The organism is Acinetobacter sp. YH01010 (genome assembly GCF_013420775.1).
GTDB classification, from domain to species: domain Bacteria; phylum Pseudomonadota; class Gammaproteobacteria; order Pseudomonadales; family Moraxellaceae; genus Acinetobacter; species Acinetobacter amyesii.
Window position 1 is genome coordinate 53,220 of sequence record NZ_VOYF01000008.1, and the last position, 22,793, is coordinate 76,012.

Here is a 22,793-nt window from a genome sequence, read left to right on the forward strand (position 1 = left end):
ATTTACGCAAAACATACATAAAATATGCTTAAAGGTTACAGAGTGTAATTTTTAAATCGTGCTTGAATCTGCGACTTACGACAGAAGTACAAATTTTCATCTAGGACAGAGATGATTTGCTTTCATTAAGGACGAACCGCCTATGAGCCATTTAAACCCGACATTAGTCACCTTTATTTTTTATATTCTTGCAATGCTTGCCATTGGTTTGTATGCCTACAAAGCTACGCATAACTTTGACGAATACATTTTAGGTGGACGAAGTTTAGGAAGTGTTGTGACTGCACTTTCAGCAGGTGCATCCGACATGAGTGGTTGGCTACTCATGGGTCTCCCTGGTGCAATTTATCTATCTGGTCTTTCCGAAGCTTGGATTGCAATCGGCTTAATTATCGGTGCTTGGTTGAACTGGCTGATCGTTGCTGGTCGCTTGCGTGTTCATACCGAATATCAAAATAATGCCCTGACCCTGCCCGATTATTTCACAAGCCGTTTTGCAGACCGTAAAAAGATTTTACGTATCATTTCAGCTGTAGTGATTTTAGTGTTCTTTGCGATTTACTGTGCTTCTGGCATGGTGGCTGGCGCACGACTTTTCGAAAGTTTATTCGGTTGGAACTACACAACAGCACTGTGGATTGGTGCAATTGCAACCATCAGCTATGTCTGTATTGGTGGATTCTTAGCGATCAGTTGGACCGATACTTTCCAAGCGGGTCTGATGATCTTTGCACTGCTGATCACACCGATCATCACCTACCTTGCTTTAGGTGATAACAGTCAAAATCTTGCTGCTATTTTGGAAACAGCTCGCCCGCAAGCTTCCAATTTATTTGAAGGCTTAAGTACAGTTGCGATTTTATCCAGCATGGCGTGGGGCTTAGGCTATTTTGGTCAGCCGCATATTTTGGTTCGCTTTATGGCAGCCGATTCTGTTAAATCCATTCCGAATGCACGTCGCATTGGTATGACATGGATGATCCTATGTCTAGGCGGTGCTGTAGCAGCCGGTTATATCGGTATTGCTTACTTCCAAGTTCACCCAGAACTGGCAAGCGTCGTTAATGCAAACCCTGAAACGGTATTTATGGAATTGACTAAAATTCTATTCAATCCGTGGATTGCTGGGATTATTTTGGCCGCAATTTTAGCTGCGGTGATGAGCACACTTAGCTGTCAGTTATTGGTGTGTTCAACCACCTTGACGGAAGATTTGTACAAAGGATTTATTCGTAAAAACGCATCGCAAAAAGAATTGGTTTGGATTGGACGTGCGATGGTCTTGGCAATTGCCGTATTTGCAATCACCTTTGCAATGAACCCTGCAAGTAAAGTTTTAGGCTTAGTGGCTTATGCATGGGCAGGTTTCGGTGCTGCATTTGGCCCGCTGATTATTCTTTCATTGCTGTGGAAACGTATGACGCTTAACGGAGCTATCATTGGCATGATCGTGGGTGCTGTGACTGTCATCGTGTGGAAAAACTACTTAGGCCACCTTGGTTTATACGAAATCATTCCAGGCTTTATTTTCTCTGCGATCAGTATCGTTGTCGTGAGCTTATTGGGCAAAGCACCAGAGGCGGATGTGGTTGAACGCTTTGAAAAAGCCGAAGCGCAATATCAAAAAGAAATGTCTGAAATCTAAAATTTTTGACACTAAAAAGGGGCTAAATGCCCCTTTTTAGTACTCAATTATTGATGATTAGCTACTTCGGCCGAGCCGCAGGTTTCAGCTTAATTTGCATACTTTCTTTGATCACTTCCATGACAGGATAACTACGCGTTTCCTTGATACCAGGTAATTGCCAAAGCACCTGCCCTGAAATTTTTCTAAATTCTTCCATATTTGCGCAGCGTATTTTCACCACAAAATCAAAACCACCGCTGATCATGTGACATTCTACGATTTCTGGAATTTGACGCACTGCATCCGAAAAATCTTCCAATACATTGGGTGTGGTTTTATCTAGTAAAATCTCCACAAAAACCACAAATCCATTGTTGAGTAAGACCGGATTTAAACGTGCTTCATAGCCTAAAATAAAGCCTTCTTTAGATAATTTTTGCACACGTGCCAACGCCGCAGTCGGTGATAAATTTACCATTTCTGCAAGCTTAATATTGGACAATTTTCCGTCTTCTTGCAGCAGCTCTAAAATTCGAATATCTATACGGTCTAAGCTCAAATATGGGCTAGTCATCTGAATTTTTTCTCTAAATATTATTAAAACTATAGTGAGTTATTCGCTAAATATTCTGTGATGATAAATTAAATAAAGGATCAAGCTCAAGATTTATTTGCTCGTCATAGAACTTTGACACGGAAAATTGAAACATGAATGGAAAAGTATTTGAAGTCACGGGAAGCGATGACTACATCACTGAATTTAAAGACAAGAATAGCTTTGAACAATCTATTAATACAGCATGGCGTCGTGCTGAAACTGAGTGCATTGAAAACTTATTAGCACACAGTGAAATCCCTTCCCCGATCAGCGATCAAATTCAACAATTGGCTTTTGACTTAGCCCATTCATTACGTGAACGTAAAAGCGGTACAGGTAAAGCAGGCATTGTACAAGGCTTGCTACAAGAGTTTTCATTGTCTTCTCAGGAAGGCATTGCGCTCATGTGTTTAGCTGAAGCGCTACTCCGTATTCCAGACAAAGCAACACGTGATTTACTGATCAAAGATAAAATCAACCAAGGTAACTGGAAAGATCATGTTGGCCAAAGTAGCCTCATGTTCGTAAATGCTGCTGCTTGGGGATTAATGCTGACGGGCAAACTGATGGAAACCCCTCAACAAAAAAGTCTGTCTAGTCTATTGACGGGTATTTTAGCACGCAGTGGTCGTGGCATTATCCGTAAAGCTGTCGACGTGGCTATGCGTATGATGGGCGAACAGTTTGTCACAGGCGAGACCATCAATGAAGCGCTTAAACATGCAGAAGTATTAGAAGACAAAGGCTTCCGTTATTCATATGACATGTTAGGTGAAGCAGCATTAACTGAACCTGATGCTGAACGATATTATCAAGACTATACCGATGCGATCCACGCGATTGGTCAAGCTTCTGAAGGTAAGGATGTTTATAACGGAGCAGGCATTTCGATCAAATTATCTGCCCTACACCCGCGCTATCAACGTTCACAGATCGACCGTGTGCATAACGAACTTTATGGCAAAGTGCTTGAACTTGCAGTATTAGCCAAGCATTACAATATTGGTTTAAACATTGATGCTGAAGAAACTGACCGCCTAGAAATTTCTTTGGAACTACTTGAGCGCCTGTGTTTTGAGCCTAAATTAGCAGACTGGAAAGGTATTGGATTTGTGATTCAAGCCTACCAAAAGCGCTGTTTCTATGTGGTCGACCATATTATTGACCTCGCTAAGCGTAGCCAAAAACGTTTAATGATCCGCTTAGTGAAAGGTGCATACTGGGACAGCGAAATTAAGAAAGCGCAAATTGAAGGTATGAGTGACTATCCTGTATTTACGCGCAAAGTTCATACCGACCTGTCTTATATTGCATGTGCTAAAAAACTTTTAGCAGCACCTGAGCAAATTTATCCTCAGTTTGCAACACACAATGCGCAAACCGTTGCTACGATCTACCAATTAGCACAGCCAGAGCTTTACTATCCAGGCCAGTATGAATTTCAGTGCCTTCACGGCATGGGTGAACCCCTCTATGAACAAGTGGTGGGTTCGAAGTCTGATAACAAACTGGGTGTGCCTTGTCGTATTTATGCACCAGTGGGTAACCATGAAACCTTATTGGCCTATTTGGTTCGACGTTTACTGGAAAATGGTGCGAATACCTCTTTCGTCAACCGTATTGCAGATAAAAATTTAAAAATTGAAGATTTAATTGAAAATCCAAGACAGACGATATTAGCGACGGCTGAAAAAGAAGGTATCACTGGAGCGAAGCATCCTTCTATCCCATTTCCGCAAGATTTGTATGGCACTGAACGTCGCAACTCAAAAGGACTCGATTTAGCCAATGATCGCGACTTATATCAGCTCAATACCACGGCAGTACAGCATGCACATACCCAGTGGCATGCTAGTGCAATGGGCGCTAATTTAGAAGAAATTCATACTGAAAGTATCAACATTACAAACCCTGCAAACCGTAGTGATGTGGTCGGCAGTGTCAGTGAAGCTAGTCTAGAGCAAGCGGAAATCGCTCTCAATAATGCTGTAAATGCCCAAGCTTCATGGAAAACTTTAGACAAAGATCAGCGTGCAGCATGCTTAAACCGTGCGGCAGATTTGATGGAAGCACAATTGCAATCTCTCATGGTGTTGTTGTCACGTGAAAGTGGTAAAACTTATGCCAATGCTATTGCTGAAGTCCGTGAAGCTGTAGATTTCCTACGTTATTATGCAGCTCAAATGATTGATCTAGCAGAGAATACGAAAATTGAACCCCTAGGTACTGTGCTGTGCATTAGCCCATGGAACTTCCCGCTTGCTATTTTCACAGGTCAAATTGCTGCAGCCTTGGTTGCAGGTAATACCGTGATTGCCAAGCCTGCTGAACAAACGCCTCTGATTGCTGCTCAAGCTGTACATATTTTATGGGAAGCATGTGTTCCCTTCGATGTATTGCAACTCCTTCCTGGACGTGGCGAAACCATTGGTGCCAAACTCAGCGCGGACTCACGTATCCAAGGCATCATGTTTACAGGCTCAACGGAAGTCGCACGTATTTTGCAAAAAACCGTGGCACAGCGCCTAAACCAATTTGGCGAGAGCGTGGTATTGATTGCTGAAACTGGTGGTCAAAATGCCATGATTGTTGACTCATCTGCATTGACAGAACAAGTGGTATTGGATGTCGTTAACTCTGCTTATGACAGTGCAGGTCAACGCTGTTCCGCCCTGCGTATCCTCTGTGTACAAGAAGATAATGTGGACGTAGTCCGTACCATGTTACAAGGTGCGATGAAGCAACTTCGTGTCGGTAATCCTGCCCTATTAGCAACTGACATTGGCCCAGTAATCGACCTTGAAGCACAGCAAAATATTGAAAAACATATTGAGAAGATGCGTAGCAAAGGCTATCCCGTACATCAAATCATGTTTAATGCTGATAGCAATGCCTTAAGTACGGGAACCTTCGTTGCACCAACTTTGATTGAACTGCCAAATTTAAATGATTTAGAACGCGAAGTTTTTGGGCCAGTATTGCATTTAATCACCTACAAATATGGTGAGATTGAAAACCTATTAACACAAATTAATGCCAAAGGTTATGGTTTAACCATGGGCTTGCATACACGTATTGATGACACGATTCAAAAAGTCATCGGTCATGCAGAAGTCGGCAACCTGTACATTAACCGTAATATTGTAGGTGCTGTGGTTGGTGTACAACCCTTTGGCGGCGAAGGCTTATCAGGTACAGGTCCAAAAGCGGGCGGTCCTTTATATCTCTACCGTTTAATGCATCAAGTGTCTGTGAAAAAACTGGCTACACCTTATGCGGCTCAGGCAGAAACGCAAGCTACACACTTCCCTGCATATGAAGCTTTTAACACTTGGGCGAAGCAGCATTTTTCAGGCATTGCGATTCAAGCACCGCAGGCCATAGCCGCTGGACAAAGTTTTGAGCTACAAGGCCCAACCGGTGAAAACAACCAATATGCCATTTTGGCACGTAAGGGTGTGCTTTCATTGGCTAACAATGATGCAGATCAACTACATCAAATTGCTGCGATTTTATCGGTAGGTAGTCAGCCTGTGGTACTTGCAGACAATACTTTTGTGTTGAAACACTTAAATAGTATGCCGAAAATTCTCGTGGACCAATTTAAAGTGATCACGGATATTTATCATGGGAATTTTGATGCAGTTTTACATCATGGTGAAAAAGGTGAGTTATTAAAAATTCAACAAGTCATCGCGTCTCGTGAAGGTGCAATTATTGGCATTACGCATTTAGCTTCAGGCCAATATGACATCCCTGTAGAACGTTTCGTGATTGAGCGTGCAATCAGTGTCAATACAGCGGCAGCCGGTGGTAATGCTAGCTTAATGACAATGAATTAAACACTGAATTGAACTCCAACTAATCAGTTCCTCACTTAGCTCAATCTTTATGAATGTTCCATAAAGATTGAGCGTTTTTTTAACTTCCCCTCGATAAAAGTTCTGTTTAGCGTATTCAGATTCATCTTCTCTACAGATAAATACAGCCAAAAGTGGAATTAATTTAGTCTTATAAGGTGAATTTTGCTAACATGACTTTTTTTAATATGTTTGCGATTTTTTACTGCATATGACTTCAACTTATCAGCAACAACTTGATGCCAAAGTTGCCCGCATTACGGCTCAATTTTCAGAATACAACCCTCCCTCTTTAGAAGTTTTTCCTTCTGCTGAACAAAACTTTCGTATGCGAGCGGAATTCCGAATTTGGCATACTGAAAATGATATGTTCTATGCAATGTTTGAACGCAATGCAGACAATGAAAAACAAGTTGTAGAAATTAAAGATTTCCCTATTGCAGATAAAAGCATTAATGATTTAATGCCCGTATTATTAAATGAACTCAAGGCACAAGAGATCTTATCGAGCCGTTTATTTGAGGTTCATTTCTTAGCAACCCTGAAAGGTGAAATGTTAGTTTCATTGGTTTACCGCTGCCCGCTCAATGCTGAATGGGAGGTAGCTGCCAAAGCGCTGTCTGAAAAGCTCAACATCAAGATTTATGGTCGTAGTCGTGGTCAGCGCGTGATTTTAACTGATGACTATGTGGTTGAAGAACTCCAAGTATTTGACCGTAAATATCAGTACAAACAAATTGAAAGTAGTTTCACTCAGCCCAATGCTGGCGTGTGTCAAAAAATGCTGGAATGGGCGTGTCAGGTTGCGGATCACTCAGACAAAGACTTACTTGAGCTCTACTGTGGTAATGGTAATTTCACGCTGCCACTTTCTACACGCTTTAATCGCGTTTTGGCAACAGAATTAGCCAAGTCTTCAGTTTATGCAGCACAGTGGAATATTGAGCAAAATGGCATTGATAATATCCAAGTGGCTCGTCTATCAGCTGAAGAGTTTACCCAAGCCTACAATGCTGAACGTACATTCCGCCGCCTTGAAGAAGCTGAGATTGAAATTTCAAGCTATAACTTCGATACGGTATTTGTCGATCCACCGCGTGCAGGTATCGATGATGAAACACTAAAACTGTTGCAACGTTTTGAACGCATTATCTATATTTCATGCAACCCAGATACTTTACATGACAATCTTAAACTGCTTTCACAAACGCATAAAATCAGTAAATTTGCCTTGTTTGATCAATTCCCTTATACACACCATGTAGAGTCTGGTGTGTTTCTTGAGAAGATTTAAACAAATTATTTCAAGTCATGTTGTTGTCATAAAAGGAGCTTTCTAAAAGCTCCTTTTTTATATACTAAAAAAGCTTTATTTTCTCGCCACATGCGGTGTAATGGATGCCTTTTTATATCAATTAGGCAAAGATTCTAAAAGTCCAATCGAAAAAATGATGATTCAAGTGGCTAAAATTTCACTTTAGTAGTCTTGCTTTATTTATTGGATTGGTTATATTTCGTCCTATGTTAGGTCGCAAATGAAGGCTCTATGAGTTTTTGGCATAAGTTGTTCGCTAATGAACAGCAAAACGGGCATAAGAATCAAATTGCCTGTGTTGAAAATGATTGCTCTTGTAAAACCAATGAACAGCTTATTGCTGCTCTTACAAAGGCAACAGATGAAGATGTTATCCTCGGTATCAAAAAAGTACTCGCTTCGCGCGGTTATAGCCGTAAGGAATTAAATGAAATCCAGCATCTACCTCTACAGTAGAGTCTGAACATTCAATGTTCAAACAAGGCATTCTGTTTTACAGAGTGCCTTTTTCATTTTTTAGTCTAATCAAAAGTATGCCGCTTATTTACAGATTAGGTTTTGTGGATTGGCCACATCGCTATTTACAGCTTTTATGCTATGCTCCAAGGCAACTCAGTGATGTCTAATTTTTAAACACACGACAATAAAACCTAATATTGCATCAAATATGATGCCGAAGACCTCTAAACAGCATTGATATAAAAACTAAAGGAATGAACATGAATAAATTAACAATTTGCCTAATCGCCTGCTGCATACTTAGTCTAAGTGCTTGTAGCCAAATTCCCAAAGAATGCGAAGAATCTTGGGATAAACTCGAAGCCTTATCGAAACAAATGGGCTTAAACGAAGAGCAAATCAAAGAACAGAAAAAACAGTTTGAAGAAAGTATCAAGCAACAATCTAAAGAACAAGCCATTCAAATGTGCCAAACCCAAAGTACCTTTTTAGGTTTAGTCGGCAAATAAACAGTAGTTGCTATCAATCTAAAGACTGTATACATGAAGCCCGACCATTCGGGCTTTTATTGTTTGCATTGAAATGCTGTTGTATACGCTACAATTGGCCCTAAAGCTTTCAAACTTGAATCATGTCTATTCAATGCTTGAATATCTGCACTAGACACAGATCCATCTAAATACAAGGCATTGTTAATCGATAATTGCTGCTTAAAATATTGTGCAAATGCATAAAACGACACGCCTTCACGACTGATCACAAAATACAACTTGCCGTTTTTGATCCCCACACCATTGCGGATTTTCAATGAATCTGACTGTGGGATAAAGTTTGAATTGATTTTTCCATCTACCACTAGCATCGGGCCTGACTGCGTCGCATAACGTGCATTAAAATTTGTGGAAGCATATTTTTGTGTAGTTAATATCACCGCTTGCTTGTCATTCCATGCTAGAACACCATTCGGCTGAATTAAGAAATTGCCAAAGCCTCGTGTTGCACGATTCAAGGCTTTTTTCTGCAGCCCATTTTCAACGTAAAGACCAACAGGCGCTAAATCTGCATGATACATCCCTGCATTCATTGCGAAGTTCATCGTATTACATTTACGCGCTAATGCCTGCTTTAAACGCTGTAAGTCTCGATATGGCTGCTGCTCTGCATTATATAAATAGAGCTTCAGTTGACTCAGATCCGAAATTTCAACCACATCCACGGCAATGGGCTGACTGACACGTTTCGCTTGAATATTGGCATAGGAAATAGTCGGTGAGAAAATCAGACCGAGCAGCATCATAAAGCGCATTTTTTTAAACATTGAGGTTGATTGAACACCAAGCATGACCCTATCCATAGCGTGCGTTAAAAATCGAACAAATTTTAGCTAAATCATCGCTAAAATAGTCGATTAATTCACAGATTAAAAGTAGACTAATCTTTAAAAATAATTCGGATTTAAAGTAGGACTGGTAAATTCATGCACGTGCAGAAAGATGGTTTTCCTCTTGGAACACATCTTATTGTTAAACACTTCGGTTATAGCCATCATGGCATATATGCCGGCCGCGGTAGAGTCATTCACTACTCTGGTTTTGCACACCTTTTCAAAAAACATCCAATTGAAATGACTTCGATCGAAAAATTCAGCCACGGCAAAAAAATTATCGTTCAGTCATATAGCAATCCAAAATTTAAAGGTCGTAAAGTGGTGCGTCGCATGCGCTCACGTATGCATGAAAACAACTATCATCTGATTATTAATAACTGTGAACACTTATGCACCTGGGCTATTACCGGCGTTGAAAGTAGTCCTCAAGTGTTCCGTATGATGAACCGACTCACCACGATTGGCTATGTCAGTTCTCTGATGAGCTTTATGAGCAGTATGATGCTGACCGTGACCACCACTTGCTTTGCACTGGTGTTCTATATTAAAAAGAAACTGCGCGAAAAAGCCAAAATGCAAATGCCGGTTTATACCTATTTAAAGCGTGAAGAACATAAAAATCGTTAATTCACTGCAGCAGCATTGAACCGTGGCTTTATCAAATTTCAATACATCAGCACATTGCTTAGAAATCCTGCGCTAATACACAAGCTTTTCCTTACGGCGTATCAGATGTCATGCTTAATTTTGGTCACTCTTCACATTGCTAAAAGTTCGCATTGCTAAAAGGTGGAAATTTATCTTCAACCAAATTGCTTTGCAGGCCATGTTCTAAATAAATTTTGGCTGCATCCAAAACCGTTGTAAAACCACCTGTACTATCGATAATAAAATCAATTAATGCCTGACCTTGCAGAGGAATCTTTGAATTTTTGATACGAACGTAGGTTTCCATCGGGCTAATCTGCTGAAAAATAAAATCGACCTGAGTTTTTGGTTCACCCCACTGTATTTGAATTAATTTGTTTTCCTTAATATTCAGCACGTCTACATCGGCGACTGCATTATATTTTTGCCAAGTCCATTGCACCGTTTTACCTTCTTCTAGATATCCACTCGATGCACTAAACCAAAAATGCTGTGTTATTAAAGGATCAACAAAAGCATTAAATACGATATTGATGGACTTACGAATTAACATCTGGGTTTCAATCACGACACTCATCAGCATTCCTTAATATTTTAATTTTATTCAGTGATAGCACAGAGAACTGATCATTGCCTACCACTGAATTGTTATTGCCCTATTCTGCTGTATGTTCTGAAATAAAGGCTGATGTCACTAGCGTGGGATTCTTCTCTGTAAATTGCCCATTCCAATAGGGATAGTATGGATAAGGTGGATACACTGCACTGACTGCGTCTAATCGGGCTAACTGCTCTACGCTTAACGACCAATCTTTCGCCGCAAGGTTATCCAACAGTTGCTGTTCATTACGTGCGCCTATCAAAATACTAGACACAGTCGGTCTGGTTTTCAGCCAATTCAATGTAATCTGCGGGATAGAGTGCCCTGTTTCCATGGCAATTTCTTGCATTACATCTAACACTGCAAATAACTTTTCATGTCGAACTGGCGGTGCGAATTGTGCTGTTTCATGCAGCCGACTTTGCTTTGGAATCGCATGCTCACGATCAAATTTTCCTGTTAATCTCCCCCAGCCCAGCGGACTCCAAACCACTGCACCAATCTGTTGATCATGCTGCGCAGGCATCAACTCCCATTCATAGTCACGTCCAATCAAAGAATAATAGACTTGATGCACACTTAGCTTTTCATAGCCATGCTGTTGGGCAATCGACTGTGCTTTCATAAGCTGCCAGCCTGAAAAATTCGATGCACCGATATAGCGAACTTTTCCACTACGTACCAAGTCATCTAAACTGCGCATCAGCTGCTCAAGTGGCGTCGTGCTATCAAACTGATGCAGCTGCAGCACATCAATATAATCTGTGCCTAACCGTTTTAAACTCGCCTCCACGGCTTGAATTATATAGCTTCTAGAATACCCACTTTGCTGGAAATAATCACCTCTTGGCGTTTTGATTGAAGTAATGCACCGAGCATCTGCTCAGAGGCACCATTTGAATAAGCATCTGCGGTATCGAAATAATTCACGCCTTGATCAATACAGAGATCAATCATGCGCTGAGCATCATTTAAGCTCGCTTGCCCCCATGCAGAGAAAATTGGGCCTTGCCCACCAAATGTACCTGCTCCAAAACCAAACTCTGAAACTTGTAGGCCAGATTGCCCTAGATTGTGATAGTTCATGGTGATTTCCTGTGTTTTATTTATACACAGAATAGGTACAGATGTTTATCAGAAAAACCCTGAATATCAAGAAAGACTTTCTTGATTATATTGATAATGCTGACTGAAGATTTCGACTTATTCACACGAATGGCGACACTGGGTTCAATCAGTCAAGCCGCCAAAGAAGCCAATCTCTCTGTTTCTGTCGCTAGTAGCCGTCTACACAGACTTGAACAAAGTTTAGGGCTACGCCTATTTCATCGCACCACACGGCAACTACATTTAACACAGGAAGGTGCTGTTTTATTGCAACAAGGATTTCCCTTACTCGAACAATTTAATTCGCTACTGAGCCAATTTCAGCCTGAACCACAACAACTCAGTGGCGTATTAAAAATCATATGTTCAGAAGTTTTTGGAAATCGTATTTTAGGGCCAGTATTTGCAGCCTTTGCCAAGTTGCATCCAACATTGACTTTGGATATTGAACAGACCGATCAAAATTTAGATTTGGTCTCGGCAGGTATCGATGTTGCGATACGTATTGGTCAACTAGAAGACTCATCGCTGATTGCTAAACCACTTAGCTTAAACCGTCGTATTTTGTGTGCCTCGCCAAACTATATCGAGCAACATGGCGAACCTCGCTCTCTAGAAGAGCTCTCTATACACCAATGCATTTTACAGAAATACCCTAAGGGTGTTTCGCAGCTTTGGACATTCGTCCAAGATCAACACAGCATAAAAATACCCGTTTCAGGGCAATTTCATATCAACTCAGGTGAAGGCGTACGCCAAGCAGCACTTGCAGGTTTAGGCATCTCAAACCACTCCATCTGGCATGTGGATGAAGATTTACAATCTGGCCAGCTCATCCAAGTTCTACCCAAGATCCCTCTTCAAAGTACTGCAATCTATGTGGTAATTCCGCATCGACATTTTGTTCCGCCTAAAGTACAGGCTTTTATGCGACACTTGGACGATTATTTTCAGCATCAGTATGCTTGGTACGTATCGCCCAATTTATCTAAAAGTTAGGCCAAGAACTTATCTTAGGTTACTGTTAAATGTCTTAATCAGCGGCGGAAGTTCAATTTCTAGGCTGCTAAACATTTCACGCTCAATATTGCGTACAATCGAGTCCAGCGGTAAATCATTTTCCTGCAAACCAAAAGGCTCCTCCAGCTCTGCACTTAACGCATCCAACCCTAAAAATAAATATGCAATCAATGCCACAATGACAGGTGTCCATATCCCTAAACTGGCCTCTAAGCTAAATGGTAAAATCAGACAAAATGAATACACCGCGCGATGTAAAAGCACCGAATACGAAAATGGCAATGGCGTGGTCATAATACGGTCACAGCCTGCATGGATATCACCCATCGCTACGGTATGACGTGTGAGCGTGCTGTAGATAATGTCTGTAATCTGACCTTGTTTATAGGTTTTGACTAAATCTTTTTGAATAATTTCAAGTAAATACTGTGGTGCATTGATATTGTCTCGGCATTGCTGCCATTGCTGCTCCGTTAAATCTACACCGTCTTTAAAATGTACAATATCTTGTGATTCATAGCGTAAGCGATCACGTAACAAATTGCAAAACAGCATGATGCGGTACATCAACACGGTTCTTTGCTCATCTTCAAGTACATGACTATCCCGAATCATGTGGCGTGTATTGGCAATCAATGTGCCCCAAAGCTTGCGACCTTCCCACCAACGGTCATAACAGGCAGTATTTCGAAAGCTCAAAAAAATCGACAGAATTACCCCAAAGATAGTAAACCCGATGGCTGGAACTTCGGGCGTATTCAGGTAATGTGCAGCACTTAGATACACCAAAATCGCCGACAAACTCACGACGACAGCCAACGCAGGCATGACTTTTGGGAGTATCGTGCCATGCCATGCAAATAAAAGTTTAAAGCTATTATTTTTATTTCGAATGATCACTTATTTCCCCTCTGTACTGCCTTAATGAACCATCTCAAGCATGAAAAAAGCCCAACCGAAGTTGAGCTTAATCTTAACCTACTTGATCTTAACCTATTGGGGATTCAAAGATGAATCCCTTTAAAAACTAAGATTTTATTTACCCGGTTTAAAACTGTCTTTCAAATCTAAGATGCGGTTAAACACTGGTTTTTCAGCTGTATGATCAAACTGATCTGCAACAAAGTAACCTTCACGTTCAAATTGGAAACGATCTTCAGGTTTTGCTTCTGCCAATGCAGGCTCAATGACCGCTTGAACCACTTTAAGTGATTCTGGATTTAAGTTTGCAAGGAAGTCATCACCCACTTCAGGGTCTGATTCAGTGAATAAACGGTCGTAGATACGAACTTCCGCAGCAATACCCTTGCTTGCAGAAACCCAATGTACAACGCCCTTCACCTTACGGCCTTCGGGGTTTTTACCTAAAGTTTCAGGGTCAATTGAACATTTCAATTCAACCACTTCACCGTTCTCGTCTTTAATCACTTCATCGCACTTAATCACATACGCATGACGTAAACGCACTTCACCGCCCGGAATCAGACGTTTAAAGCCTTTAGGTGCAACTTCTTCAAAGTCTTTACGATCAATGTAAATGTCTTGAGTTAACGGAATGATACGGTCACCCATGTCTACGTTTGGATGACGTGCATGCACCAAATCCATCGCTTCAGGCAAGTTAGTTAAAGTCACTTTGAGTGGATTCAACACAGCCATGCCACGCGAAGCAGTATTTTCTAAAGACTGACGGATGCAGTATTCAAGCATTGCAACATCTACGATACTGCCATCAACTTTCGTTACACCTACACGTTTGCAGAAGTCACGTAGACCTTCTGGAGTAAAGCCACGACGGCGCATACCCACAACGGTCGGCATACGTGGGTCATCCCAACCATTCACAAATCCACCTTCAACCAATTTACGTAATTTACGTTTAGAGGTAATGGTGTAATCCACATTTAGACGGCTTGATTCGTACTGACGTGGTACAGATGGGGATTTAACTTTCTCTACAACCCAGTCATAGAACGGACGATGATCAACAAACTCTAGTGTACACAGTGAATGCGTAACTCCTTCAATGGCATCTGATAATGGATGCGCATAATCGTACATTGGGTACATCTTCCATTTATCACCAGTTTGGTGATGTTCAGAATGCAAAATACGATACAAAATAGGATCACGCATATGAATGTTAGGTGAAGTCATGTCAATTTTGGCACGTAGTACTGCCTGACCTTCTCCCAACTCACCATTACGCATTTGTTCAAAACGCGCTAAGTTTTCTTCTACGCTAGCATCACGTTGCGGCGAATTTTTACCCGGCTCCACAAAATTACCGCGGTTTAGTTTGATTTCTTCAGGGCTTTGCAAATCCACATAGGCATCACCTTGTTCAATCAATTGAACTGCCCAAGTGTAAAGCTGATCAAAATAGCTCGATGCATAACGTGGCTCGCCGTTCCACTCAAAACCTAGCCATTTCACGTCATTGGCAATACCGTCTACATACTCTTGTTCTTCGGCATCTGGGTTTGTATCGTCAAAACGGAGGTTACATAGACCCGCGAATTCTTGAGCAATACCAAAGTTCAGACAAATAGCTTTTACATGACCAATATGTAGGTAGCCATTTGGCTCAGGTGGAAAACGTGTTACAACTTGTTCTGTACGACCTGCTGATAAATCATCGGTAATGACCTGACGTACAAAATCTAAGCCTGGCTGTTGTTCCTGCTGCGCAGCTTCGACAGGGGCATTGTTCTTGGTTGTCGGATTGTTAGGCAGGGATGAAACAACATCGTTTGGCTTCATGGTAATAAAATCACTTCTATAAAGATAAAATTAGGATAATTAAAACGCTTTTCTTTATTTTTAACAAAGAAAGTAACGTTTTTACTTGCCTTGTAGTTTACAGTTTGCTTATGCTTCTCACAACCAAAAAACCCATGGCTTTCATGTCCATGTACAGGAGATTACACAATGAGTTTTCCTCAAGTCGAATTAAACACCAATAAAGGTCGTATTGTTCTTGAGCTTAACACTGAAAAAGCACCTAAAACTGCTGAAAACTTCTTACAGTATGTTCGCGATGGTTTCTATGACGGCGTGATTTTCCACCGTGTTATTGATGGTTTCATGATCCAAGGCGGCGGCATGGATGAAAACTTCAAAGAAAAAACAACTCGTGATTCTATTGAAAACGAAGCTGACAACGGTTTAAGCAATGATGTTGGTACGATCGCTATGGCACGTACTCAAGCACCTCACTCTGCTTCAGCTCAATTCTTCATTAACGTGAAAAACAACTCTTTCCTTAATCACACTGGTAAAACAGCGCAAGGTTGGGGCTATGCAGTATTTGGTAAAGTAGTTGAAGGTCTTGACGTTGTTGACGCAATCAAAAGCGTTCGTACTGGTAACCGTGGCTACCACGCAGACGTTCCTTTAGAGAACGTTGTAATCGAATCAGCTAAAATCATTTCTGAATAAGAATCCCTCCTAACCTCCCTTTATAAAAGGGAGGAAAAGTCCCTCTTTTTTAAAGAGGGATTTAGGGAGATTCAAAGGAAAAGATTCGTGACCTATCTGTTTATCGCTGATTTACATTTGTCACCTGAACACCCTCGACTCGTTCGGGGGTTTTTAGCTTTGTTAGAACAATACAAAACTCAACATACCCAGCTGTATATTTTAGGTGATTGGTTTAATGCTTGGATTGGTGATGACTTTACTGCCCCATGGTTAGACGAAATCATTGCAGCGCTTAAAGATTTTACTGCTTTGGGAAATCAAATTTATTTCCAAGTAGGTAATCGTGACTTTGCATTGGGTCAAAAGTTTTTAAATAAATTTCACGGTCAATTATTACAAGACGTTGATTATCTCCACGTTGGCAACTATAAAATTCGCCTCGAACATGGGGATTTACTTTGCACCGATGATATGTCTTACCAAAAGTTTCGTAAAGTGATTCGTAATCCTTTGCTTTTAGGTTTCTTAAAGAGCTTACCGCTTAGCATTCGACAAAAAATCGCCAATGGTTTCCGCAAAAAAAGTACTGAAACCAAGCAAGTTAAATCCTATGACATTATGGATGTAAATGCCGAAGCTGTAGAAAAGGCTTTAGAGCAAGCCGATCTACTGATTCATGGACATACCCACCGCCCCCAAATACATGATGTGCACGGCAAATCACGTATCGTTTTAGGGGACTGGCGTGCAGAACAAGCTCAAATATTAGAGTTTAATGAAAACCCATCTGTAAGTGATTTAAAATTAAAAATCTGGTCTTACTAGTCTATAGCTTTCTAATCGTTAGCCTATAGAAAAATTTACCATCATATCTGATTTAATGTACGTATCCAGACCATGCCAACGTAGACTTTTAATTAAGCAAAAAACAGCAGATGATCTGCTGTTTTTTGCTTTTAGGCTAAGCGATATAGCTGGTTTGGGCCAGTATAGAAGCTTTTGCCATCTAGATTCAGGTTAAAGGTCTCGCCTGTTTCTAATTCAATCATTTGCCCAACATCAACCCAAATTAAACCAGCATTGGTATTTTGTTGACGTTTCAAAGGCACCAGTTTTACATTAATTTCGTCGCCATTTACGGCTTTGGCAGTTTGCCAAGTATTTAAAATATTCAAAAGATTTACTCAACATGTGAGCTTTTTGTGACAGAACAAAGAGATTAATCAATCGGGTTTGGAATAATAATTCTGTAGTTACAAAGATATGAATCAAGTCAGAAGCTTGAATACAGATAAATCACAATCAGCTAAATAAAAAAAGATAAGCAGGAACATTACCCACTTTGAGTTAGGCACAAGTATACAATATCGCGCTTTGATTAGCAAAAGTAGGACTTATATACGTTATAAATACCTGCTTTTTCAATAGTATTCAAAAATCTGTGTCATTTCAATAAACTGAATCAAACAAGAAATGACACATCATGGCAAGCAACTTTGATTTCAAAGCTGTTTTTAAAAACAATTACAGTCAAGCCCTCCTCACTGGTGAAAACGGTATCTTAACCCCACCCCTCAAACAACTGACAGAAGCAGCTTTAAATGCTGAAATTGAATTTAGAAGCCCCCACTAGCCAATTGTAGGAATAGCTATTCTCGTAAGACTGTAAAATCATCTTACGGTTCATTTGAACTGGAAATACCTCGGGATCGTGCTGACGATTTTGAGCCTCAACTCGTCAAGAAAAATCAAACCTAACTCCATAAATAGATCGACAACAAAGTCATTTCGCTATATGCACTCCGTACGGGCTACCGCAATATTCAGAAACAAATTACCGATATGTATGCACTGGTTCTTTCCAAGGGTGGCATTACCAATATTACAGACAAGTTAATCCCTGAATTACATGCTTGGTAACGGCGTCTTCTCGATATTGCCGTATATCCATTTGTGTGGCTCAATACCATTCATTACAAGTATTATTCACCAATTAAAATGTCGTGTTTTTAACAAAAAAGATCAAGAATGAAGGTATTTCTGTCAACAAAGCCGTTTTACCATTCTGGGATTACATGCCGAGGACCATAAAGAACGGCTAGGTCTTTACCTTTCAAAAAGTGAAGGTGCTAATGAATGTTCAGCGTATTCACAGATTTGCAGAATAGTGACAGACATTCTGATCGCCTGCATTGATGGACGTAAAAGCTTCCTGAGGCAATTGCTGCGATATGTCCGCAGACAGAAGTTTATACACTGAAGAATGCGGCCCACATCAAAACAAGCCTCAATTTATCATGATATATCTGGGCTTATTCATGATTCGGGTTATTTAATAGCGAGGTGGTGTCGCACTTCAAGACTTAACCTACTTATATTTAATTAGTAAAGATTCTCATTATTCACAATGTAAATTTTAGTAAATATAGTAAATTAGTCAGAATTTAAATTAGATACATAAGCAATTTAGTCGGGTTTAAAAAGTTTAAATATAAGTATTTTAGTCAGGTATTTAAATAACAGAATTAGTTTATTTTTAAATCATTAAAACGATTAAGTTATTGTATTAAAACACTTTAATAATATATTTTTATTTTAACTGTTCAACCTATTTGCTTTTTGTGTATATTTGTTAATAATATAGTACAAGTTTAAAGAATAGGCTTATCTCCATGAGCTTAAAATTCAAAGATTTAAATCGTCGTGTGGTCAGAGAAATAACCGCAATACTAATAATTAAAGTGATTATTTTAATGATCATTAAGAACATCTGGTTCGACGCCCCTACCATCCCTAAAAACTTTGACAATCAAGTTGCCGAGCATATTGCTGGCAGTCCTTCCCAAATCAAGGAGACACGTTGATGATTTCTGAAAGCGTGGTCGATCTTTCGCGGTTCCAATTTGCAATGACCGCGATGTATCACTTTATTTTTGTTCCGCTGACTTTAGGTCTGGCTTTTATTCTTGCCATTATGGAAACCACCTATGTGATTTCTGGCAAAGAAATTTATAAAGACATGACTAAATTCTGGGGAAAACTCTTCGGTATTAACTTCGCATTAGGTGTTACTACTGGTTTGACCATGGAGTTTCAGTTCGGTACTAACTGGGCGTATTACTCGCACTATGTCGGTGATATTTTCGGTGCACCATTAGCCATTGAAGGTCTGATGGCATTCTTCCTTGAATCAACATTTATTGGTTTATTCTTCTTCGGCTGGGATCGCCTATCCAAAGTTCAGCATTTGGCTGTAACTTGGTTAGTTGCACTTGGCTCGAACATGTCTGCACTATGGATTTTAGTAGCCAATGGTTGGATGCAAAACCCTGTTGGTTCTGCTTTTAACTATGAAACCATGCGTATGGAAATGGTGGACTTCGGTGCGCTGATTTTCAACCCCGTGGCTCAGGTTAAATTCGTGCATACCGTATCTGCAGGTTATGTGACTGGTGCTATTTTCGTACTGGCAATTTCAAGTTACTACTTATTGAAAAAGCGTGACTTGCCATTTGCGCGTCGCTCATTCGCCATCGCTGCTATCTTTGGTTTAGCGTCTACACTTTCGGTGATCTTACTGGGTGATGAATCTGGTTATGAAATTGGTGACGTACAAAAAACTAAACTAGCTGCGATTGAAGCTGAATGGGACACTCACCCAGCTCCAGCGCCATTTACTTTGTTCGGTATTCCAAATAAAGAAACCATGTCTACTGACTACGCGATCAAAATTCCTTATGTCATGGGGATTATCGCAACACGTTCAACTGATAAAGAAGTGACAGGTATTAAAGACCTGATCGTACAACACGAAGCGCGTATTCGTAACGGTATGGTGGCTTACTCACAGTTAGAACAACTTCGTGCAGGCGATACGTCTCCTGAACTTAAAGCAGCATTTGCTGAGTCTCAAAAAGACTTGGGTTATGGTCTGCTTCTGAAAAAATACACAGACAAAGTGGTCGATGCTTCTGATGATCAAATCAAAGCTGCTGCAAAAGACACTATTCCACATGTTCCAAGCTTGTTCTGGGCATTCCGTGCAATGGTTGCTTCTGGTTTCTTAATGCTCCTTCTGTTCGTACTTGCTACCTTTGCTGTCGGTAAACGTAATGCAGAAAACAAACCTTGGTTATTAAAATTTGCTTTGTTTGCTCTACCATTACCTTGGATTGCTGCACAAACAGGTTGGTATGTTGCCGAAGTTGGTCGTCAACCTTGGACTATCGGTGAAGTTCTACCTACACATCTTTCAACTTCTAGCTTAAGTACAGGTGATGTATGGGGTTCTATCCTTGCATTGGCAGCGTTCTACACTGTACTGCTGATCATTGAAATGTACTTAATGATTAAATTCTCACGCCTTGGCCCAAGTTCTCTACATACTGGTAAATACCACTTCGAGAAACTTGAAGCTGCAAAAAAGGCAAATGAGGAGGCTCAAGCATGATCGAATATGAATTACTCAAAATCATTTGGTGGGTTTTAGTCGGTGTCCTACTGATCGGCTTCGCCCTCACCGATGGCTTCGATATGGGCTCAATGGCGATCATGCCATTCGTAGGTAAAAAAGACGAAGAACGTCGTGCGGCAATCAATACGATTGCCCCACACTGGGACGGTAACCAAGTATGGTTTATTACTGCCGGTGGTGCACTGTTTGCAGCATGGCCAATGGTATATGCAACTGCATTCTCAGGCATGTATTGGGCGCTGTTACTGGTACTCTTCGCTCTCTTCTTACGTCCAGTCGGTTTTGACTACCGTTCTAAACTTGAAAATACCAAGTGGCGTAATTCTTGGGACTGGGGTTTAGCAATTGGTGGTGCCGTTCCTGCCCTCGTATTTGGTGTTGCGTTTGGTAATATGTTCCTTGGTGTTCCATTCACTATGGACGAAACTGTTCGCTCGACTTATACAGGGAGCTTCTTTGCACTGCTTAACCCATTCGCTTTAGTTTGCGGTATCGTGAGTTTATCTATGCTTTGCGCTCACGGTGGTGCATGGCTCATGCTTCGTACAGACGGCGATCTACGCGCACGCTCTGCAAAAGCAACTCAGCTTATGGGTATCGTATTCTTAGTTTGCTTCTTACTGGCAGGCGCATGGTTATACTTCGGTAATATCCAAGGCTACACATTAGCTCAACCGTTTGACACTAATGGCGTTGCAAACCCATTAGCTAAAGAAGTGATCACCAATGCCAACCCAGGTTGGATGAACAATTACAGTACTTATCCAATTACTATGATTGCGCCAATCATGGCTATTTTAGGTGCGCTGATCATCATCCTTGCCGCAGGTAAAGGTAAAGCAGGTTTCAGCTTCCTTGGTTCAAGCTTGGCAGTCATTGGTGCAATCTTAACTGCTGGTTTTGCATTGTTCCCTTTCCTTATGCCATCGAGCATCAACCCAACTGTAAGTTTGACTATGTGGGATGCGGTATCAAGTAAAAATACCCTAACTGTGATGACAGTTGCAGCATGTATTTTTGTCCCACTTATCCTGTGCTACACAACTTGGTGTTACTACAAAATGTGGGGCGTGGTTACTAACAAACATATTGAAGAGAATTCACACAGCCTATACTAAGGCTGTGTCTAAGGAGAAAAGACGATGTGGTATTTTGCTTGGATTCTCGGTATCTTGATGGCATGTTTTGCAGGTGTACTTAGTGCGCTTTACATCGAACATCATCAAGATCTAGATGAGGAATAACAAATGACTGATGCTGCTGTAGAAAAATCACTTGTAGAAAAGAAGCCAAATAAATTTGCAATGGTCATTTCCTGCCTGTTAGCTTTTCCTTTGGCAGCCGTGTTACTTGTACATCCTGCTGCCATGCTGGATGACAATGGTGGATATAGCCATCGAGCGCTGATGTTCATCATGATAGGTATTTCAGGTGGTTTTGTGCATGGTGTGGGTTTTACACCACACCATTGGTTCTGGAAATGGCTTTTTAGCCCCTTCCTCGCTTGGCCACTAATGTTGTGGGGCTATTACACGTGGTTCCTACATTAATTAATATCTAAATAAAGCCCTCAATTGAGGGCTTTTTTTATGTTTGCCTTAAAGCGCTGATTTTTCAATGCAGATTAATAAAACAAAATATTATAAATTTTCATTAAAAATTAAACATTTTCTAACATTTGATTATACATATTAGCGCCCGCAAAGTTGCATCGCCGCTGCATGGCCTTTAGCATGCTCTGCACCTGAATTGGAGTTATATAATGAAAACTAAAACCTTTTTAGCTGCAGCATGCATTATTGCCAGTACTTACACATCTGCAGAAGAAGCAAAAAAAGGATGGCTGTCAAAAGCTATTGATAAATGGAATACCTTGGGGCAGCTGACAGATAAGGATTTTGAACAGTATCCGACGGTGCAGGAATTTTTCCAAGCCAAGTATAAAAATCCGCGCACCATCACCATGAATAACGTATCTTACGGTGCAGGCACCATTATGTGGGAACGCGCAAACACCTATTGTGCGCGTGACGGCGGTGAATTTGTACAAATTAAAAGCCATCCATCACCGCTGATTCCTTATAAAGGCTCTGAGGTGCTGTCTACACCGAATCTGCAAAAATACTACGGCTTATTCCAGTGCAAAAATATCAAAAACAGCTGGAAAGTTTACTTTGACCATCAGAACGAGCGTATTTTCCAGCATCCGTCTCCAAACACGGCTTCTGACGTCAGCTTCAATTTCGAATAATCGTTATCTATAGAAAAAATCAA

At 40.7% G+C, this 22,793-nt stretch carries 22 protein-coding genes and 2 pseudogenes; 17 read left to right on the forward strand and 7 right to left on the reverse strand.

Annotated elements, in window-relative coordinates; all coding sequences use genetic code 11:
• Positions 1-142 precede the first annotated feature (142 nt).
• Complete coding sequence (gene putP, locus FTT77_RS08915; protein ID WP_180109192.1) at positions 143-1,645, forward strand: sodium/proline symporter PutP; 1,503 nt, start codon at positions 143-145, stop codon at positions 1,643-1,645.
• A 61-nt stretch (positions 1,646-1,706) separates the two neighbouring features.
• On the opposite strand, the gene FTT77_RS08920 is transcribed toward putP, so the two are convergent.
• On the reverse strand, positions 1,707-2,201 hold the full coding sequence (locus tag FTT77_RS08920) for an Lrp/AsnC ligand binding domain-containing protein (protein WP_078188676.1): 495 nt from the start codon (positions 2,199-2,201) through the stop codon (positions 1,707-1,709).
• Positions 2,202-2,335: 134 nt separating this feature from the next.
• Here FTT77_RS08920 and putA point away from each other — a divergent pair, with 134 nt between their 5' ends.
• The 4 genes from putA (at position 2,336) to FTT77_RS08940 (ending at position 8,368) form a co-directional block, all read left to right on the forward strand.
• A complete protein-coding gene (gene putA, locus FTT77_RS08925) occupies positions 2,336-6,067 on the forward strand; it encodes a trifunctional transcriptional regulator/proline dehydrogenase/L-glutamate gamma-semialdehyde dehydrogenase (RefSeq protein ID WP_180109191.1) in 3,732 nt (1,243 codons plus the stop codon).
• Positions 6,068-6,296: 229 nt separating this feature from the next.
• Positions 6,297-7,379: a tRNA (uridine(54)-C5)-methyltransferase TrmA gene (trmA, locus tag FTT77_RS08930; protein WP_078193491.1), complete on the forward strand. Its 1,083-nt coding sequence runs from the start codon at positions 6,297-6,299 to the stop codon at positions 7,377-7,379.
• Positions 7,380-7,631: 252 nt separating this feature from the next.
• The gene (locus FTT77_RS08935; protein WP_168378613.1) at positions 7,632-7,856 is read left to right on the forward strand and encodes a hypothetical protein; all 225 of its coding nucleotides are present in this window, start codon (positions 7,632-7,634) and stop codon (positions 7,854-7,856) included.
• A 263-nt stretch (positions 7,857-8,119) separates the two neighbouring features.
• Positions 8,120-8,368, forward strand: coding sequence for a hypothetical protein (locus tag FTT77_RS08940; protein WP_180041590.1), 249 nt, complete (start codon positions 8,120-8,122; stop codon positions 8,366-8,368).
• A 56-nt stretch (positions 8,369-8,424) separates the two neighbouring features.
• On the opposite strand, the gene FTT77_RS08945 is transcribed toward FTT77_RS08940, so the two are convergent.
• Positions 8,425-9,201: a phosphodiester glycosidase family protein gene (locus FTT77_RS08945; RefSeq protein WP_257220784.1), complete on the reverse strand. Its 777-nt coding sequence runs from the start codon at positions 9,199-9,201 to the stop codon at positions 8,425-8,427.
• Between the two features lie 135 nt (positions 9,202-9,336).
• Here FTT77_RS08945 and FTT77_RS08950 point away from each other — a divergent pair, with 135 nt between their 5' ends.
• Positions 9,337-9,873 (forward strand): lecithin retinol acyltransferase family protein, encoded by a 537-nt coding sequence (locus FTT77_RS08950; protein ID WP_078193494.1) that lies wholly within the window; start codon positions 9,337-9,339, stop codon positions 9,871-9,873.
• A 139-nt stretch (positions 9,874-10,012) separates the two neighbouring features.
• Here the strand turns inward: FTT77_RS08950 and FTT77_RS08955 are convergent, their stop codons facing one another.
• Together FTT77_RS08955 and FTT77_RS08960 are read right to left on the reverse strand one after the other, a co-directional pair.
• On the reverse strand, positions 10,013-10,471 hold the full coding sequence (locus FTT77_RS08955) for an SRPBCC domain-containing protein (protein WP_373686706.1): 459 nt from the start codon (positions 10,469-10,471) through the stop codon (positions 10,013-10,015).
• 79 nt (positions 10,472-10,550) lie between these two features.
• Positions 10,551-11,581, reverse strand: a pseudogene (locus tag FTT77_RS08960) (aldo/keto reductase).
• A gap of 96 nt (positions 11,582-11,677) precedes the next feature.
• Between FTT77_RS08960 and FTT77_RS08965 the strand changes: the two are divergent.
• Entirely contained in the window at positions 11,678-12,601 is a 924-nt protein-coding gene (locus tag FTT77_RS08965) for a LysR family transcriptional regulator (RefSeq protein ID WP_180109189.1), read from the forward strand.
• Positions 12,602-12,610: 9 nt separating this feature from the next.
• Here the strand turns inward: FTT77_RS08965 and FTT77_RS08970 are convergent, their stop codons facing one another.
• Positions 12,611-13,522: a bestrophin family protein gene (locus FTT77_RS08970; protein WP_180109188.1), complete on the reverse strand. Its 912-nt coding sequence runs from the start codon at positions 13,520-13,522 to the stop codon at positions 12,611-12,613.
• A 135-nt stretch (positions 13,523-13,657) separates the two neighbouring features.
• On the reverse strand, positions 13,658-15,385 hold the full coding sequence (locus tag FTT77_RS08975) for a glutamine--tRNA ligase/YqeY domain fusion protein (RefSeq protein ID WP_180004641.1): 1,728 nt from the start codon (positions 15,383-15,385) through the stop codon (positions 13,658-13,660).
• A gap of 168 nt (positions 15,386-15,553) precedes the next feature.
• Here FTT77_RS08975 and FTT77_RS08980 point away from each other — a divergent pair, with 168 nt between their 5' ends.
• Entirely contained in the window at positions 15,554-16,063 is a 510-nt protein-coding gene (locus tag FTT77_RS08980) for a peptidylprolyl isomerase (protein WP_078193500.1), read from the forward strand.
• A gap of 87 nt (positions 16,064-16,150) precedes the next feature.
• Positions 16,151-16,870, forward strand: a complete 720-nt coding sequence (locus FTT77_RS08985; protein ID WP_180109187.1) for a UDP-2,3-diacylglucosamine diphosphatase — start codon at positions 16,151-16,153, stop codon at positions 16,868-16,870.
• Between the two features lie 131 nt (positions 16,871-17,001).
• Here the strand turns inward: FTT77_RS08985 and FTT77_RS08990 are convergent, their stop codons facing one another.
• Entirely contained in the window at positions 17,002-17,220 is a 219-nt protein-coding gene (locus FTT77_RS08990; RefSeq protein WP_111883736.1) for a transposase, read from the reverse strand.
• Between the two features lie 308 nt (positions 17,221-17,528).
• Between FTT77_RS08990 and FTT77_RS08995 the strand changes: the two genes are divergently transcribed.
• From FTT77_RS08995 to FTT77_RS09030, 8 genes and pseudogenes are all read left to right on the forward strand, one after another.
• Positions 17,529-17,678, forward strand: a complete 150-nt coding sequence (locus FTT77_RS08995) for a hypothetical protein (RefSeq protein WP_168378620.1) — start codon at positions 17,529-17,531, stop codon at positions 17,676-17,678.
• 59 nt (positions 17,679-17,737) lie between these two features.
• Positions 17,738-17,965 (forward strand): annotated as a pseudogene (locus tag FTT77_RS17605) (transposase).
• Between the two features lie 752 nt (positions 17,966-18,717).
• Positions 18,718-18,909, forward strand: a complete 192-nt coding sequence (cydP, locus tag FTT77_RS09005; RefSeq protein ID WP_078188513.1) for a cytochrome oxidase putative small subunit CydP — start codon at positions 18,718-18,720, stop codon at positions 18,907-18,909.
• On the forward strand, positions 18,909-20,495 hold the full coding sequence (locus FTT77_RS09010; protein ID WP_180109186.1) for a cytochrome ubiquinol oxidase subunit I: 1,587 nt from the start codon (positions 18,909-18,911) through the stop codon (positions 20,493-20,495). The genes cydP and FTT77_RS09010 overlap by 1 nt, the downstream gene beginning before the upstream one ends.
• On the forward strand, positions 20,492-21,637 hold the full coding sequence (gene cydB, locus FTT77_RS09015) for a cytochrome d ubiquinol oxidase subunit II (RefSeq protein WP_168378622.1): 1,146 nt from the start codon (positions 20,492-20,494) through the stop codon (positions 21,635-21,637). Before FTT77_RS09010 ends, cydB begins: the two co-directional genes overlap by 4 nt.
• 24 nt (positions 21,638-21,661) lie before the next feature.
• Positions 21,662-21,763 carry a cytochrome bd-I oxidase subunit CydX gene (cydX, locus tag FTT77_RS09020; RefSeq protein ID WP_002120988.1) on the forward strand — a complete coding sequence of 34 codons (102 nt, stop codon included), beginning with the start codon at positions 21,662-21,664 and terminating at the stop codon, positions 21,761-21,763.
• A 3-nt stretch (positions 21,764-21,766) separates the two neighbouring features.
• A complete protein-coding gene (locus FTT77_RS09025) occupies positions 21,767-22,069 on the forward strand; it encodes a cyd operon YbgE family protein (protein WP_078188516.1) in 303 nt (100 codons plus the stop codon).
• 212 nt (positions 22,070-22,281) lie between these two features.
• On the forward strand, positions 22,282-22,770 hold the full coding sequence (locus FTT77_RS09030; protein WP_180059728.1) for a hypothetical protein: 489 nt from the start codon (positions 22,282-22,284) through the stop codon (positions 22,768-22,770).
• Positions 22,771-22,793 lie beyond the last annotated feature (23 nt).